Origin of the sequence: Microcoleus sp. Pol12B3, assembly GCF_036701355.1 — a bacterium.
Taxonomy (GTDB): Bacteria; Cyanobacteriota; Cyanobacteriia; order Cyanobacteriales; family Microcoleaceae; genus Microcoleus.
Window position 1 is genome coordinate 1,876 of record NZ_JAUBQS010000052.1, and the last position, 17,802, is coordinate 19,677.

Below are 17,802 nucleotides of genomic sequence, written 5' to 3' on the forward strand. Positions count from 1 at the left end.
GAGTATTTGCGAAGGCTGGGGTGGGATAAATGTGATGTTCGGTGGCTGGGGCAAGGGGTCGCAACCGCAACTGGTATTGGGTTCGGGTACTGGGCCGAATATAGGCGTTGGTTCTGGCGCTGGTGTTGGTTCCGGTGTTTGTGTTGGTGTTGGTGTGGGAATGGGTGGTGTTGGAGTTGGAGTTGCAGTTGCAGTTGGTTCCGGGGCAGGCGCGGGTATGGGCGTCGGCGTGGGTATGGGCGTCGGCGCTGGTTCCGCTGCAGGTGTGGGTGTGGGTGCCGGTATTGTTGGTGTGGGTGTGGGTGTCGGTATTGTTGGTGTGGGTGTGGGTGTCGGTATTGTTGGTGTTGGAGTTGGCGCCGGTATTGTTGGTGTGGGTGTGGGTGTCGGTGTTGTTGGTGTTGGAGTTGGCGCCGGTGTCGGCACGGGTATCGGCGCCGGTGTTGTTGGTGTTGGAGTTGGCGCCGGTGTTGTTGGTGTTGGGGTTGGCGCCGGTGTCGGCACGGGTATCGGCGCGGGTGTTGGCGCCGGTATCGATTCCTTAAGGGGAATGAGAGAGACAGTGGCGACTGCCGCACTCGTGGCGCCGAGGTTGTCTGTAGCACTGTAGGTGAAGTTTGCCCCTGTGAAATTGCCGGACGCCTGGAAGAACAACTGGGTAATTTGCTCGGTTGTTAGGGTTTGACCAGCCGTGACCCGCACTCCCTGGCTGGGATCACCCAAAAACAGCGTCCCCTCATTGGCGGGCGGCAAGGTGTTTACGGTAAAGGAAACCACCGTCCCGTCTGGGTCGGTTCCTCCGAGTCCGGGGATGTTCACGGTTCTTCCCAGCAACACAGCCAGGCTGGAGTTGTTGGCGACCGGTGGCTGGTCGGTGGGAGGTAATAGTGCTAGCAGGGAGGCTGTAGCGGGGGCTGAACTGATGGCGCCGCGGCGGTCTGTGGCGCTGTAGGTAAAGTTTGTGGCTGCGAATTCGCTGGTTGCTTGGAAGAATAACTGGTTGATTTGAGTTGTACTCAATCTTTGGCCTGCCGTGACCCGGATTCCCTGGCTGGGGTCGCCCAAGTACAGGACGCCTTGATTTGTCGCCGGTAGGGTGTTGATAGTAAAGAATTCGATCGAGTCGTCGGGGTCTTTTGCCGTCAGCGCTGTGAGGTTGACGGTGCTGTTTGGCGCCAGGGTCTTGCTGAAGTTTGTGGGTACCGGCGGGTAGTTGAACGCTAGCGACACCAGAGAAACTGTGGCGGCAGGACTGCTGCCACCGAGATTGTCCTTGCTGCTGTAGGTAAAATTAGCTCCTGTGAAATTGCCCGCCGACTGGAAGAATAACTGCGTCATTTGCTCGGCTGTCAGGGTTTGACCAGCCGTGACGGCGACTCCCCCCGTTGCGGGGTCGCCCAAGAACAGGACGCCTTGATTTGTCGGTGGCAGGGTGCTGATGGTGAATGTAACCACTGTGCCGTCTGAGTCTCTGCCTCCGAGTCCGCTAATTTGGACAACGCTGTTGGGCCCTAGCGCAGCGTTGCTGCTGTAGGCTGATGGAAGTTTGTTGGGTGTGGGCTGCGCGCTAATAATAGCGGTGGTGACAGTGGCTCTGGACTCGGAACCGTTGTTATTGCTGGGCTTGGGGTCAAAAGTGGTCGATCGGCTCTGGGAAGTATTGCTAAGGGCGCCCGTCGCTGGAACGACTACTGTTACCTCGCGGTTGATGTTGCTGCCGCTCGTTAAACTGGGAATTGTTGGGAAGGTGACAACCCCTGTCACTGGGTCGTAAGTGCCGTTATCGGATGCGCTTACTCCCGTTAAACCGGGAATGATGCTGTCTGTAATCACTACGTTTTCAGCAGCATTCGGCCCATTGTTGGCGGTAGTTATAGTATAAGTCACGGAACTACCAGCAGGAGCAGATGTGAGACCGCTCTTGGACGTAACCAGGTCGGCAACAGGATCGATCGAGGTAATGACTTGCCCCCCCGCCTCACCGGGCAATGCGACTGTCGAGCCGTTGTTGTTTGTTAAGTCCGGGTCAAAAGTGTCCGATCGACTCAATACTATGTTGGTGATGCTCGTCAGCGTAGGCGGGGGTACAAAAATTAGGCGGCGGGTGACACTGCTGCCGCTGGCTAAAGTCGCGATCGCTGGAAACTCGATCGTCCCTGTGGTTGCGTTGTAGGTTCCGCCATCGAACACGCGGACATTAGTTAAGCCGGGAATCAGGCTGTCGGTGATGACTACGTTGGTCGCAGGACTCGGCCCGTTGTTGGTAGTAGTAATTGTATAAAGTAGCGTGTCGCCCACCTGGATGCTGGCGGGAGCCGTTTTTTGGGTGACAACATCGGCCACAGCCTCGATCGAGGTAATGACTTGACCCCCCGCCTCACCGGGCACTGCGACTGTCGAGCCGTTATTGTTTGTTAAGTCCGGGTCAAAAGTGTCCGATCGGCTCAATACAATATTGGTGATGCTCGTCAGGGTAGTCGGCGGTACAAAGCTGATGGTGCGGCTCTGGTTGGTGCCGCTGGCTAAAGTCGCGATCGCTGGGAACTCGATCGTCCCTGTGGCAGGATTGTAGGTTCCGCCATCGGACACGCTGACATTAGTTAAGCCGGGAATCAGGCTGTCGGTGATGACTACGTTGGTCGCAGGACTCGGCCCGTTGTTGGCAGTAGTAATTGTATAAAGTAGCGTTTCGCCCGCGTTGATGCTGGCCGGAGCCGTTTTTTGGGTGACAACATCGGCCACAGCATCGATCGAGGTGGTGACGGTGGCGTTGGGGTTGGTACCGTTGTTGTTGGTCGGAGTGGAGTCAGGAGTGATGGAGGTACTTCTGGCCGTGTTGCTGATGGAAGTTAGGGTGGGCGGTACTGTGAAGTCGATCGTCCGGGTGACAGTCTCCGCGTTGGCTATTGCCACAGGCGCGAAGGTGACAATGCCCGTCACTGGATCGTAAACGCCGCCGTTAGATGCCGTGACTCCGGTTAAACCGGGAACTATGCTGTCAGTGATGGTTACAGCTTCTGCAGGACTCGGCCCTAAATTAACTGTGGCGATCGTATAGCTGACCGAACTACCGGCAGTAGCACTTGTAGAGCCGGTTTTGGTGGTTGCCAAATCCGCGTTGGGCGCAATACTTGTCGTAACCGTAGAGTTAGTGGGAGTGCCGTCTTTGTTGGTTGTCGAGCCGTTGTTGTTAGTGGCGATCGGATCGAAAATCGCCGAGGTGCTCCGCGCCGTGTTGCTGATGGCAGTAAGGGTGGCTGGGGCAGTGAAACTGATAGTCCGAGTCTCAGTCGCAGCATTTGCCAGGGCTGTCAGTGCTGGGAAGGTGACAATGCCCGAAACTGGGTCGTAAGTACCGCCGTCCGATACGCTGACTCCTGTTAAACCCGGAATAATGCTGTCACTGATGGTCACATCGGCAGCGGGGTCTGGCCCCATGTTAGTGGTAGTCAATGTGTAGGCGACGATTGACCCAGCCGAAGTAGTCACAGGACCGCTTTTGGTAGTAACTAAATCCGCGACTGTATCGACAACTGTGGTAGACACGACACCAGGTCCCTCGATTTGCCCTGGGGCGAGTACACCGCTGTTGTTGCTGAGGTCGGGGTCGAAAGTCGAGCTAGTGCTGAATGCAACGTTGGCAAAACTGCTACCGCTGGTTAAACCGGGCGGCAAATCAATTGTCAGGGTGTAAGTCACAGTCTCGCCGGCATTGAGAACCGGAATTAACGGCCAGGTGACTGCCTTGGTTTGGTTCACGTAAGTGCCGTTGTTGGAGGCAATCAGATCCGGCTGCAATCCGCCCGGACGCAGTTCTAAAGGTATTTCGTCTTGAATCAGAACATTTGTAGCAGGCGCTGGTCCCCTGTTTACAGTAGTAATCGTGTAGGTAATGCTGCCTTCGGATTTGACGAACTGCGGGCCGGTCTTAATAGTGGCAACCTCTGCGGCGATACTGGGAGGATTGATAGTTTCAACTACCAGGTTTTGAAGTTCGTGAATGTTGTTGGCGCTTCCTGTGGAACTGCCAAAACCAAATTTGAAAATTGGCGGTACTGAGCCGTTTTTGGTCGCCAAGTTGGGGATGTCGATCAATGTAGTTTCGTAGATGCCGTCGAAATTTTTATCGAAGGCAACGGTGAGGCGAGAGGGATTCACCGGATCGTTAGATGGATTCAGCGTAATTTGAACGGATCTTTTGGCTAAATTGCGATCGCTCGTGAACGTATTGCTGAAGTTAAAATTGCTGCCTGGTTGAGGGCCGCTAAAGTCAATGCTGGTAGGAATGTTATCGATGCCGAAGGGAACGATCGCATTTGTTAAAAACTGATAACCGTTTGCTTGATTTCCTCTAACAGTTACTGAATCAGGTCGGAAAGAACCAATAGAGGAGCCGGGAATCGAAGGTGGCTCCGGGCCGGAGCGCCCTTCTGTGGATGTTGAAAAATTGCCAAACTCGTCAAGCCCAATGCCTAAATAACCTCCCTCAATACCGGGTATACCCGTTCGTGGAGCGTAAGCCAGAGAACCGCCATAACCCCCAGTCCTGGTTGGGCTAACAGTGCCGTCTATCAAGAAGAAACCCAGCCCGTCCCCTGGCTGAGGACTAATAGAGGGTTGCGGAGCCTCAAATTGCTGGCTTGAACCGTAAGAATAAAAATCAAACTGGACTCTGATACCGTCGGTTGAAGGAATGGGGTTGTTGTAGATGACGAAGGCTTCCCGAAGATTTACTGCTGGAGTTAATCGCAGAGCGCCATCGCCGGGACTTGAACCGCCCAAAGCCGGAATTACGCCCGATACCGTGCCTCCGGTAATGCCGGGGATAAGTTGATTGGCTGCTGGAACCCCGCTGCTGGGATTGAACAGTGCTCCGTCGTTTCCCCCGTAAATCCAAGGCCCCCTAACTGTGGAGTTTTTGAAAGTTTCGTTAACTAATGTGCCGAGGGCGTAAGGGTAGGCTGCGAGCACTTCTTTTTCAATGGCGATTCTCGCTTTTATTTCCCCTGTCGCAAATTTTAATTCCCAGTCGCCACCGAGTGCCGTACTCCCCGTCAAGTTGTCGGAAGCTGCAATATCTGCACCGACTATTAAGCTCAGCCGCCGCACGAAGGCCTCGCCACTTTCTCCCGCTGCGACGCTGCAGCCGAATAACAAGATATCTCCTCTCTCGCTGAGGGCTTTTCCCCACTGTTCTAACAAATGGTTGTAGGTTTGTAAGTTGTCGTTGCAAAGTTCGATCGACCCTAGCTGCACCCCCGCTTCTCGACCGTGAGAAACTATCTGAAGGCTGTCTAAATCGCTGTAATTAACCAAAATTCTAGTAATTTGCTCGACTCCATCCCGCGTCGAGTCCAATACAAATACCTCTGTATAGGCTGTTCCTCCTCTTGCCAAGCTGTCGAAGTTCTCTACTCTGGCATCGAGGAACAGTACATTTTTTAGAGTCGGGGCGCCCACAGACTGGGTTGCTCGCAAAAATTCTCTGTGGGGATGCCCAATTCCCCTGTCGACACGGAGTTTCTGGGACAGGAAACACTCCTCTGTTTTTACTTTTTTTATTGCTTTTTTCTGATGATAAGTTGCGGTTGTTCTGGATTTTGCGCCCGAAATCCTTGCGGTGGAGTCACATATTTTGGGGGTGACAAAAATTGGTTTATTGCAGATGCTTTGCATGGTCAAATTGGCTCACGAATTGTAGATGATGTACCCATTTCCAGATGATCATTATCACCTCTTGAAAAGGTTTAATTGCAGAGTAATAGGCGGTGTAGCTTGAGGTGGATCAAAAGCAAAAAGCGAATTTTACTCAGCACAAATGACTGCTATATTAATATTTAATAGCATTGCCAATATCGCCGGCAGAAGCGCAGAGGATTTGGGGTTTAAAATCCCCATAATCTCTCTATCGGGTGATATTTTGCGTTCGACTTTTTTCTTTTCTGTTAGCGAGTGTATCTGTTACACGCTTATCTCTTACATCGCGCAGTAGATAATAACACCAGTTCTCAAAAATTTACTTAATGAGGTTTTCTGTACATCGTCTAATGCACTTTATTTGCAGAGAAAATTCACTATTTCTAGAGGTATAAACCTGGTTTGAGGGACGAAAAGACTTCTTTGCAGCCCTCGCTCCCGGTAAAAAACTCGGTTTCTTTGCTTTTGGTGTGCAAGCCCTGTTCACAATAGCAACCAGGTATTAATGAGGGAGTGATAGCCGTCACATAATTATGCCGACCGTGCCCGAAGTGTCATTCAACTGAGATCTTTTACCATTCTCAATAACCCTTCTATGGGGGGTTCTCCTGCCCAGCCCATAAAAAAATTCACTTGTTGTGGAACAGGCCAGAAAGCCTATTCTTGAAAATGGTGCAACATATGAGATTCAATTGAAATTGGCATACCCTGTATCGACGAAGTGTCTTAAAAATTCATGACTTGGAGTCTGGAGATAGCAATCTAGATTTGAGACTGTTTCGCTACGATAGCAAAAACATATTAGTGCCGCCCACAAGCAACTTCTCAAGTTGTCAACTTAGAGTCTTCGAGCTGGTTTCTGTTTAAGATCAATGCTCGGGACAATGTTTCGCGCAGAATTTTTCATCATGTTTGAAGAAACTGATTTGGAGATTTGCCCCTCAGCTACTTACGATTTTTGTTGGCTAATTTTCTTAACTGCAGGAGTTACGTCTAAGAGACTAGAAACCCAATTTATTCCTAGATTTCTCGCCACCCAACCAAAATTTATCATCTCAACTTTGTTTCCGATCGTAAATCCTCAACTAGAAAAACACCGATCGCAATTCCCCTGTTATGACAACTGTAACCAAGCAATAATGCTCGATTAGGTTTTAATTGCTGAGTTGGGGCGTGGGTCGTCCAAAACAAGCTCCAACAATAATCCTTACACGTAAGTACATCTTAACTCATTGATTATTACATCCGCAAATAGGCGTAGATACAAGCACCAATATAAGCTATATCTTTTCACCGCGAGCGTCAAGAGTTCTGGCTTGGTAGTACCGACAATCTTGACAGGGCCCAGAAGGATTGACAGCGCAGCGAATGTAATTAGAGCGGGCGTTATACTCGCAAGTGATATCGCCTATCGAATAACCGAGGCTTTGTATGTAAGTGCGATCGGCAGTTGGTAGTTGAGTTCGCATGGGTCTATTCGCTACCGCAAGTCTGGCCGCTGCAATTCTGTCGCGGGCTTGGCTCTGGGCAGAGCGCATCACCCACAAAGACAGCAGCGACGGAGCTAAACCTATGAAAATAATCAGGAGAGCAGTTAGCACATTTTCAGAGCTTATGTGGATAATATGTTTTTTGACTTAGGCTATGGCAACAGAAAATCCTCCTCTAAAAGACGGTTTTAAATAAGAAAAGTTCCCGATCTATTCTCAAACTATGCAGCCCGTGTGTTAACCGTTAGCTGGCGGCTGAGGAGGGCGATCGCTGCTGACGCCACTTTTTTCGTAAAGCGCATCGTCCGGGTCCAAAAAAGCCAGAAGTGCAGATATGATGTGATATTATTTCAGGTCAATTATCAGCAATCAAATAGGTTTGTAGTGACGAATGCAAGTCCTGATAAAAATCAGAGGACTTGGATTAATCACTACAAACGCAAAATCGGTTATTTTACAGGACTAAATATGAGAAACCGGATCGGTTCAAAAACAAGCAAGTCAGAACATGGGCTAGCTATTGTTTAAGAAACCCGGTTTCTCTCAAAACATGAAAGGGTTAAACCTTAGCAATATCCCCGGCTAAGTCCATCAACGAACCCGCGCTTTCCACCTTAGCAACATCCAACAAAGTCTTCAAAACCGAATCGGGATTCAAACTAATCGAATCAATTCCCAGCTCAACCAAGAAACGAGCAAACTCAGGATAATCACTGGGGGCTTGACCGCAAATCCCAATCTTGCGATCGTACTTCTTGGCAGCTTTAATGGCAATTGCTACCATGCGCTTGACAGCTTCATTCCGTTCGTCAAAAATGTGTGCGACTAAAGCAGAATCCCGGTCTAATCCTAATGTTAACTGAGTTAAATCGTTAGAGCCGATCGAGAATCCGTCAAAAACTTGGGCAAATTCGTCAGCAAATATGACATTGCTCGGCAATTCGCACATCACATACACTTGCAGGCCGTTCTCGCCCTTAACTAAACCGTGTTTTGCCATCTCGGCTAACACTTTTCGTCCTTCATCCGGGGTGCGACAAAATGGAATCATCGGAATCACATTTGTCAAGCCCATTTCGTCGCGAACTCGCTTTAATGCTTTGCATTCCAAAGCGTAAGCTTCGCGGTAATTTGGGTCGTAATAGCGAGAGGCGCCGCGCCACCCGATCATCGGGTTTTCTTCGTTGGGTTCAAACTGCCGCCCACCCAAAAGATTAGCATATTCGTTGCTCTTGAAATCGCTCATCCGCACGATCACTGGATTTGGATAAAATGCGGCGGCAATTGTGGCAATTCCGTGGGCGAGTTTGTCGGTGAAGAAATCGGGTTTGTGTTGGTAAAGTGCTGTGAGTTCTGCAATTTCTTCTTTGACTGATTCATCCACCAATTCGTCAAAGTGAATCAGTGCCAGCGGATGTGCTTTAATGTGATTGGCAATGATGAATTCCAGCCGCGCTAAGCCTACGCCGTCGCAGGGAATTGCTGATAAACCAAAGGCTTCTTCTGGGTTCCCGACATTCATTAAAATTTGAGTGCGGGTGCGGGGCAAATTCTCGATCGCCGTTTCTTGAATTTCAAAAGGAAGCAAACCCGCATAAACTTTCCCTTCATCTCCTTCGGAACAAGAAACAGTGATTTCTTGATGGTTTTTCAAGATTTGGGTTGCCTCACCGGTGCCGACAATGGCGGGAATTCCCATTTCTCTGGCGATGATGGCGGCGTGACAAGTGCGGCCGCCGGAATTGGTGACGATCGCACTTGCTTTTTTCATAATCGGTTCCCAATCCGGGTCTGTTTTGTTGGTAACTAAAACTTCTCCTGATTGAAATTCAGCGATTCTGTGCACATCTAAAATTACGCGGGCTTTGCCTTGTCCGATTGATTCGCCAACGGCGCGTCCTTTTGCTAAAACTGCGCTGCTGCCTTGCAATTTGTAGTTTCGCAAAACTTTAGCAGACTTTTGAGATTGTACTGTTTCGGGTCGCGCTTGGACAATAAACAATTCGCCCGTATTGCCGTCTTTTGCCCACTCAATGTCCATCGGGGTATAAGTCCCGCGCACTTTAGAGTAGTGTTCTTCGATGACTACGGCCCATTTTGCTAGTTGCAGAATTTCATCATCTTGGATGGCAAATTTATTTTTTTCGGCGGCGATGACGGAGACGTTTTTGGTGTATTTAGAACCGCCGATATCGTACACCATTTTGAGGGTTTTGCTGCCGAGTCGTTTCTCTAAAATCGGGCGAAAACCTTGTTTTAAGGTTGGTTTAAAGACGAAGTATTCGTCGGGGTTGACGGTTCCTTGGACGATGTTTTCGCCTAATCCGTAGGCGGCGGTGACTAATACGGCGTTTTTGAATCCGGTTTCGGTGTCGATGCTGAACATGACGCCGGATGATGCTAAGTCCGATCGCACCATTTTTTGGACGCCGACTGATAGGGCGACTTCAAAGTGGTCGAAACCCCTTTGTTGGCGGTAGGAAATCGCGCGATCGGTGAATATGGAAGCAAAGCATTTGTGACAGCATTCCAGGACGCCAGCGCAAGCTTGGACGTTGAGGTAGGTTTCTTGCTGTCCCGCGAAACTGGCGTCTGGTAAGTCTTCGGCGGTGGCGGAGGAACGCACTGCTACGTCTGTACTGTCGCCGTAGCGATCGCACAATTTTTCGTAAGCATCCGCGATCGCGGCTTGGAGTTCTCGCGGAAATGGTGTGTCAAGAATCAGTGCCCGCGCTTGCTTGCCTTTTTGTCGCAGGTTCTGCAGATCTTCTACGTCTAAATCTGCAAAAATTTCGCGCAATTTAGCTTCTAAACCCGCTGACTGGATGAAGTACCGGTAAGCGTGTGCTGTAGTTGCAAATCCGTTGGGAACTCTGACTCCTTGGGCGGTTAACTGTTGAATCATTTCGCCCAAAGAAGCATTTTTACCGCCTACTAATGGGATGTCGGCGATGCCGACTTCATCAAACAACAATACTAAGGCTTTTTCTTTGGGGATTAAACCGGGTTTTTGTTCAATTGCTAAATTGTCGAGCATTGCTTTTTTCCTCTCAACTTCAGCTCATTTCGGTCAAAGGACAGTAAACAAAAGACAGGTTATGCGGAATTGTAATTTTGTTACTAAAATTATCAAGTTTTTTGCTAGGCTGTATCAACCGAGTTTTCGATTGCCTCTAATTCAAGATTATCACTTTTTTGCTAAATAGCAAGGCCTGTGGAGATATTTTATTTGATTGCAGAAAGTAAAGAAATCGCAGTAATCAGTTTATGTAAGGTATGATAAAAGAAGTGGTAAAAACATAAATAGCGAAGATAGTTGCCACCGCTTTTTTGGCGTTGAGCGCTCATTGGTGCGGGGATATCGCTTGGATGCTGTTGCTAGCGGAATCCAAGGACAACAAAGGGTGAGGTGCGATCGCGCGATCATCGGCTGAACCAGCCCAAAAATGGATACTTACTTTCCGACAGGAGTCGTGAGTCACCCAAAATTTTAGATTCTAGTTCAACCTCGCCGATTCATCTGTGGACTAAATCTAAAGTCTAAAATCTAAAATCTGGTCACAGGGGCGATGGTCCAAAAAAATACTCAGCAGCTTAGTTTCCTCCTGAAACCCAGCTTCTAAAAAACCTAAAAATTTTCCCTCTGATGGCTTTGACCTACTTAGAGGAAAAACACAATCGCATAGATATCAGATATTGCACCATTTTCAATAAGCCTTTTAAGGACGGGTTAAAAGAACCCATACCCAGAAAATTTACTTTTTGTGAAATGGGCAGAATAACCAGTTTTTGAGAAGAGTCCAATCTCTGATATAGAGTGCATTGTAAATGGGATGATATTACTTTTGCACCCCAGCTAGAAATAGGATTTTTGAGGCAGGAGGCAGAAGGCAAGAGGAAGAAGGAAGGAGGGAAAAGAAGTGTTTTTACAAATATGAGATACTCCCTTGTAATTCTTGCACCACAGAGTTTTCAACTGGAACGGGGGGATTTGTGGCTATACAATTCTTTATATGCTATAATAGTTGGCTACACTGCCTTCTGACAAAAAACAAGGTATATGATATCAGTTTTGAGTCCACCCGCAAAGCGAAACGGCTTTAAAGTTCTTCTGGTCGAAGACAATCAAGCAGAAGCCGAGCTGATCGAAGAATTATTATTAGAAACAAATGTTAGTAGAGCCGAACCCCAAAGGCTATCAGTAAGTTGTACAGACTGTCTCAGCAAAGCGCAGGAACTTTTGACCGGCGAAGATTTTGATGTGATTTTACTAGATCTTTCGCTGCCCGATAGCCAAGACTTAAATACAATTGTCAAAATACAAGAATATAGCCTAAATACTCCGATTGTCGTACTGACTGCCCGCAACGATGAAGAGCTTGCCGTGCAGTCAATCCAAGCCGGAGCTCAAGATTATCTAGTCAAGCGAAAAATCGACAGCGAAGTGTTAATTAGATCGCTTCGTTACGCAGTCGAGCGACAGCACAACCAAGAAGCTTTGCGAAAAAGTGAAGAAAAATATCGCTCGGTAGTCGAGAATTCTCTCGTCGGAATTGCCATTCTTGCTCCTCCGATATCCCCCTCAGCACCAGAAAAATACGAGTGGTTGGAAGTCAACGATGCTTTGTGTGATTTGCTGGGGTACTCTCGCCAAGAGTTTTTGCATGAGAATTGGGAGAGGTGGGGTTTTCCTGAAGACTTGCAGGCGAGTTTAGAGCAGTTCAATAAAATTTTGGCAGGGGAGAGTGAAGGCTATGTTTTAGACCAAAGATGGCGCCGAAAAGACGGAAATACAGTTTATACGAGAGTTTACCTGCGCTGTATCCGAGCCCTAGACGGCTCGATCGACCACCTGATTAAAGTAGTCTTGGACGTGAGCGATCGCTACCGTTACGAAGCTCAATTAAAAGCATCAGAAGAGTTTTTAAATCACACGATTAATTCTACTCCTGACCCGATTTTTGTCAAAGATGAGCTGCACAGATGGATCGTATTAAACGATGCTTTTTGCAATTTGATAGGAAAAAGGCGATCGGAACTGATTGGCAAGTCAGGATACGATTTTTTACCCCCAGCACAAGCGGCTTTTTTTTGGCAACAAGACGAGCAAGTATTGCAAAGAAGTCTGGCTCAGGAAACAGAAGAAATTTTTACCGATAGCGAAGGTCAAGAACGCATTATATCTACTAAAAAAACAGTATTTAAAAAAGCCGATGGGACTAAAATGTTAGTCGGAACAATGCGAGATGTGACCGAATACAAACGCCAGCAAATTGCGTTGCAGGAAAGCGAAGCTCGATTTCAAATAATGACCGACAACGTGCCTGGAATGATTTATCAATATCGGCTTGATGTAGATGGTAAAACATCTTTTACTTACGTTTCTTCGGGCAGTTTGCATATCTACAATTTAAAACCTGAACAAATAGAAGAAAATGCCACTTTGGCTTTTGCAACAGTTCACCCAGACGACATCTCAGGCTTGCAGCGATCGATGGCAACTTCAGCGGCAACTCAGCAAGCTTGGCAACACCAGTGGCGGCAAGTTATGGGAGATCGAGTGAAATGGCTGCAAGGCGCGTCGAAGCCAGAAAAGCAAGCCAACGGCGATATAGTTTGGGACGGTTTGGTGATGGATGTTACGGAACTGAAACAAACCCAGCAAGACCGCGATCGATTTTTTAATCTCTCGCTAGATTTACTTTGCATTGCAGGTTTTGATGGCTATTTCAAACGCTTAAACCCCGCTTGGTCAAATGTATTAGGTTATAGCAGTGATGAAATCTTAGCCAAACCTTTGATAGAATTCGTCCATCCAGAAGACCTAGAAATTACTGTAGCGGAATTAGAAAAACTTAAAAATAGCCACCCCGTTATTAGCTTAGAAAACCGCTATCTTTGCCAAGATGGTACTTATAAATGGCTGTCGTGGACAGCATCCCCGTTTGCAGAAGAAGGTTTGATTTATGCAGTTGCTCGCGACGTTACATTTAGCAAGCAAGCTGAAGCTGAACTGCGTAAGAGTGAAGCCACCAACCGCGCTCTTTTAAATGCGATACCAGACATGATATTTCGCTGTCGGGCAGACGGCACTTTTGTAGACTTCAAGCCTGCAAAAAATTTCGAGAAAATCATCCCACAAAAAACACTAATTGGCAAAAAAGCACAAGACATATTGCCGGCTGCTTTTGCTGAAAAAATCTTGTCGAGCAATCAACAAGCGATCGCCACGGGCGAGATTCAAGTTGTAGAATATCAAATGCCCGTTAATGATGAACTGTACGATTTTGAAGCGAGAATAGTTTTTTGCACCGATGACGAAATTATCGCGATCGTCCGCGACATCACCAATCGCAAACGTTTCGAGTCAAAACTCCACAGGCAAGCAGCGGCAATGGCTGCCGCTTCCGAAGGTATCGCCATAATCGATACCGACGGACTTTTGATTTATTGCAACGCAGCCCGACTAAAAATCTACGGTTACGACTCTCTCGAAGAACTGTTAGGCAAAAGTTGGAAAGTATTCTACGAAGGTGCAGAACTGCAAAGGTTTGAGCAAGAAGTTGCCCCTACTTTAGTGCAGAAAGGTTGGTACATGACCGAAGCAGTAGGATGCCGCCGCGACGGATCGAAGGTTCCTTTAGATGTATCGCTGACAATGCTAGCCGGCGGAGAAACTATTTGCATTGTTCGCGATATTTCCCAAAGGAAACAAGCAGAAGCAGCACTGCGAGAGAGCCAGCGATTCATTCAACAAATTGCAGGGGCAAGTCCTAATATTTTGTATGTTTGTGACTTAATTGAAAAAAAAAATATCTATGGAAACGCTTCTATATACCAGATTCTTGGCTATACACTAGAGGAGATTCAGGCAATGGGGCCGTGGATGATGTCACCTTTAATTCATCCCGAAGATTTAAGAAAAATGCCTGATTATTTACAGCAAGTTGAAACAGGCAGCGAAGGGGATATCTTTGAAATTGAATACAGAATTAGGCACAAGGATGGTTCTTGGCGCTGGATGGTTAGCCGAGATACTGTATTTGCGAAAACAGCCGATGGTAAGTTAAAACAAATTCTCGGCACGGGAACTGATATTACAGAAAGCAAGCAAGCAGAAGATGAAATAAAGCTGTTGCTGGCCGCAACTCAAGCCATTAGTCAGTCTGCTGATTTTCACAGTGCCCTCCCAGATATCCTGCGGTTGCTGTGCAATGCGATCGGCTGGAATTTTGCGGAAGCTTGGATACCGAGTGCTAACGGTACTTTTTTGGAACACAGCGAAACTTGGTACGCTAGCGATCGCGATTTAGATATGTTCGGTCGTGAAAGTAAAAAAATTAGATTCGCCGCCGGAGTGGCAGTACCTGGGCGGATTTGGTCAACCAGAAATGTAGAATGGATTGAAGATATTTCTGTAGCCAAAAATCATCTTTTTGCCCGAGCGCAAATGGCGGTATCATTCGGATTAAAAGCTTGTTTCGGAGTGCCAATTCACGCTAGCTCAAAGGTGCTGGCAGTTTTAGTATTCTGCAAGCGCGACCGCTCGATTATGGAACCGCGTATAGTAGAGTTGGTCAAGGCTGTAGCGACTCAGTTGGGCGATCATATTCAGCGCAAACAAGCCGAAGAAGAATTGCGTAAAAGTGAAGAACGCTGGCAGTTAGTTCTCAAAGGCAATCAAGACGGAATTTGGGATCTGAATCTTCAAACAAATGAAGCTTTTCGATCGGCCCGCTGGCAAGAAATTATCGGTTACACAGACGGCGAAATCGAAAACACCAACACCTCGTGGATCGATCGCATCCATCCAGACGATCGCTCACGAGTGCAAGCAGCGATCCAAGGTTATCTCGATCGCCAAACCCCCTATTACGCTGCCGAATACCGCTTGCAGTGCAAAGACGGTAGCTATAAGTGGGTGCTCGCCCGCGCTCAAGCAGTCTGGGACGAAGCCGGAAACCCTCTGCGGATGGTGGGTTCGATGACGGATATTAGCGATCGCAAAGCAGCAGAATTAGCTTTAGTGCAGGTCACTCAAGCCGTCGAAAGTACCAGCGACGCGATCGTGATCGCCGACTTGAAAGGGCGGTCTATTTACCACAATCAAGCCTTCATTCAGCGCTACGGCTACACGGTGGAAGAACTCAATGATATTGGCGATATGGCTGCGCTTTATGTCCGGCATAAAAATTACAAACAAATCTATAAAAGCCTTCGCAAAGGTCGCTCTTGGTGTGGCGAAGTTGCGCTGCAAACTAAGAGTGGCGAAGCAGTTACTTCTCTGGTGCGAGCCGACAGTATTCAAGATATTAATGAGAATTACATCGGCTTAATTGCAGTAATTACCGATATCACAAAACGCAAAGAATCTGAATTAATTTTGCGCCAAAAGTTAAAGCGTGAACAGTTGGCGGTAGCCATGCTGGAACGCATTAGATCTTCTCTAAATCTCGAAGAGATTCTCACCAAAAGCGTCGAAGAAGTGCGGCATTTTTTGCAAGTAGACCGCACTGTTATTTACCAATTTAATCCTGATTGGAGCGGATTTATAGCTGTCGAGTCGGTTGCCGAAAATTTCCTACCAATTGTAGGAATGGAAATTTATGACCCCTGTTTCGGGGCAGCCTACGTTCCTCTTTACCAAGACGGCAGAATTAGAGCCATAGAAGATGTTCGCAATGCCGGCCTAGCCGAGTGCCACTTGGCTTTGTTGACTCGGCTCGATGTGAGAGCGAATCTGGTAGTGCCGATTTTGCAAGGAGAAAACTTGTGGGGGCTGCTAATTGCCCACCACTGCACGGGCCCGCGTTCCTGGCAGCAATTGGAGGGAGACTGCCTAAAACAATTGGGGGTGCAGTTGGCGATCGCCATTCAGCAATCGGTGCTATTTGAACAAGCACAAACCGAAATTGCCGATCGCAAACTTGCAGAAGCCGCCCTGCAATTAGCTAAAGAAGCCGCCGAATCTGCCAACCGCGCTAAAAGCGACTTTCTCGCCAACATGAGCCACGAATTGCGGACGCCTTTGAACGGGATTTTGGGATACATTCAATTGCTAAAAGTCGATAAAAACTTGACCGCAGATCAGCAGGAAAGTCTTAACAACATTCACCAGTGTGGCAACCACCTGCTGATGCTGATTAATGATGTTTTAGACCTCTCAAAAATCGAAGCTAGTAAAATGGAGCTGTCGCTGACAAACGTGCATTTTCCTACTTTTGTTAAAAGTATTATTGATTTGTTCCAGATGCGCTCCGCTCAAAAAGGAATTGCCTTTAATTACGAGCAAGTTTCAGCGCTCCCAGACGGGATTTTGGCAGACGAAAAAAGGTTGCGTCAAGTTTTGATTAATTTGCTCAGCAATGCCGTTAAGTTTACGAACAGTGGCAGCGTTACATTCAAAGTCGGTTATGCAGAAAATTTCCCCGATAATGATCCTCAAACCAACTGGAAAACTTCTAATTTGACAGCGGAAATTGCCACTCAAACGATCAATTTGACCGCTAATTTAGACGCGCAGCAAATGTCGGTCCAGCCACTAGGAACAACAGAAGCGCGCGAGGTGACAACAGTAGAAAATATCGGCCGTGTCCCTGTCCCTACCCATAAAATTCGCTTTCACATCGAAGATACGGGCATAGGCATCGGGCAGAATAAATTAGAAGACATATTTTTGCCTTTTCATCAAGTGGGCGATCATAACAATTTCGTCGAAGGTACCGGACTGGGACTTTCCATCAGCCAAAAATTAGTCAAAATGATGGGCAGCCAAATTCGCGTCCAAAGTACCTCCGGCAAAGGCAGCATATTTTGGTTGGATCTAGACTTGCCTGCAGTTGCCCAGTCTTCGGAACTTCCCTCCCGGCAAGAAAAAAAACGGCTTGTAGGTTTTACCGGTCCTCAGCGGAAAGTGCTAATAGTAGACGATCACGAAGTAAATCGCGCCATGTTGCACAGGCTGCTTTTTCATTTAGGCTTTGAGATTGCAGAAGCTACAGACGGCGAAGACTGCTTGCATAAAGCACAGGAATTTCTACCGGATATAATTTTAATGGATTTCCTGATGCCCGTAATGAATGGTTGGGAAGCTACCAGGCGGCTGCGACGGTTGCCGGAATTAAAAGATACGGTGATCCTTGCTTTGTCCGCTAACGTTTACGAGACTACCAAGCAAGAGAGCAGGCTTGCAGGTTGCGATAATTTTCTCACCAAGCCGATTCAAACTAACGAGCTTTTAGAATTATTGCGCCTGCATTTGAGACTAGAATGGGTTTACGAAGAAAGATCGCATACCAAACAGCGGATAGATAAAACTGCAAAAGCATCTTCTGAGATTGCTGCTGCTGACTCAACGATGGTGTCTCCTACCTCTGAGTCAGTCTTGAGATTGTTAAGATTGGCTGCAATGGGCGATATTGAAGCTATTCTGGAAGAAACTGCTAAACTCGAACATTCTGACCCGACATTAGTGCCTTTCGTTCATCACCTGCGCCAACTTGCTAAAGGATTTCAGCTCAAGCAAATTAGAGATTTTTTGAAGCAACATTTGTCCTAAAATTGACTGTAGCTAACACACAACTCAAAATCTGTTAAATCTCACATCTTACATTTT

At 47.6% G+C, this 17,802-nt stretch carries 5 protein-coding genes; 2 read left to right on the forward strand and 3 right to left on the reverse strand.

Translation table 11 applies throughout. The features are described 5' to 3' along the window. The coding region (locus QUA53_RS21980; protein ID WP_333100038.1) for a DUF4347 domain-containing protein at nt 1-5,478 on the reverse strand (5,478 nt) is incomplete at its 3' end. 1,127 nt (nt 5,479-6,605) lie between these two features. On the opposite strand from QUA53_RS21980, the gene QUA53_RS21985 reads away from it, so the two are divergent. Next, complete coding sequence (locus tag QUA53_RS21985; protein WP_333249076.1) at nt 6,606-6,848, forward strand: hypothetical protein; 243 nt, start codon at nt 6,606-6,608, stop codon at nt 6,846-6,848. 129 nt (nt 6,849-6,977) lie between these two features. Here QUA53_RS21985 and QUA53_RS21990 read toward each other — a convergent pair whose 3' ends face one another. Together QUA53_RS21990 and ppsA are read right to left on the reverse strand one after the other, a co-directional pair. Beyond that, a complete protein-coding gene (locus QUA53_RS21990) occupies nt 6,978-7,298 on the reverse strand; it encodes a DUF6464 family protein (RefSeq protein ID WP_333100037.1) in 321 nt (106 codons plus the stop codon). Nucleotides 7,299-7,746: 448 nt separating this feature from the next. Then, the gene (gene ppsA / locus QUA53_RS21995) at nt 7,747-10,224 is read right to left on the reverse strand and encodes a phosphoenolpyruvate synthase (protein ID WP_333100036.1); all 2,478 of its coding nucleotides are present in this window, start codon (nt 10,222-10,224) and stop codon (nt 7,747-7,749) included. Between the two features lie 1,023 nt (nt 10,225-11,247). Between ppsA and QUA53_RS22000 the strand changes: the two genes are divergently transcribed. Beyond that, nucleotides 11,248-17,745: a PAS domain S-box protein gene (locus QUA53_RS22000; RefSeq protein WP_333100035.1), complete on the forward strand. Its 6,498-nt coding sequence runs from the start codon at nt 11,248-11,250 to the stop codon at nt 17,743-17,745. Nucleotides 17,746-17,802 lie beyond the last annotated feature (57 nt).

Coding starts and splice junctions, on each gene's coding strand:
- QUA53_RS21985 (WP_333249076.1), top strand. CDS start 6,606: ATGTTTGAAGAAACTGATTTGGAGATTTGCCCCTCAGCTACTTACGAT.
- ppsA (WP_333100036.1), bottom strand. CDS start 10,224: ATGCTCGACAATTTAGCAATTGAACAAAAACCCGGTTTAATCCCCAAA.
- QUA53_RS22000 (WP_333100035.1), top strand. CDS start 11,248: ATGATATCAGTTTTGAGTCCACCCGCAAAGCGAAACGGCTTTAAAGTT.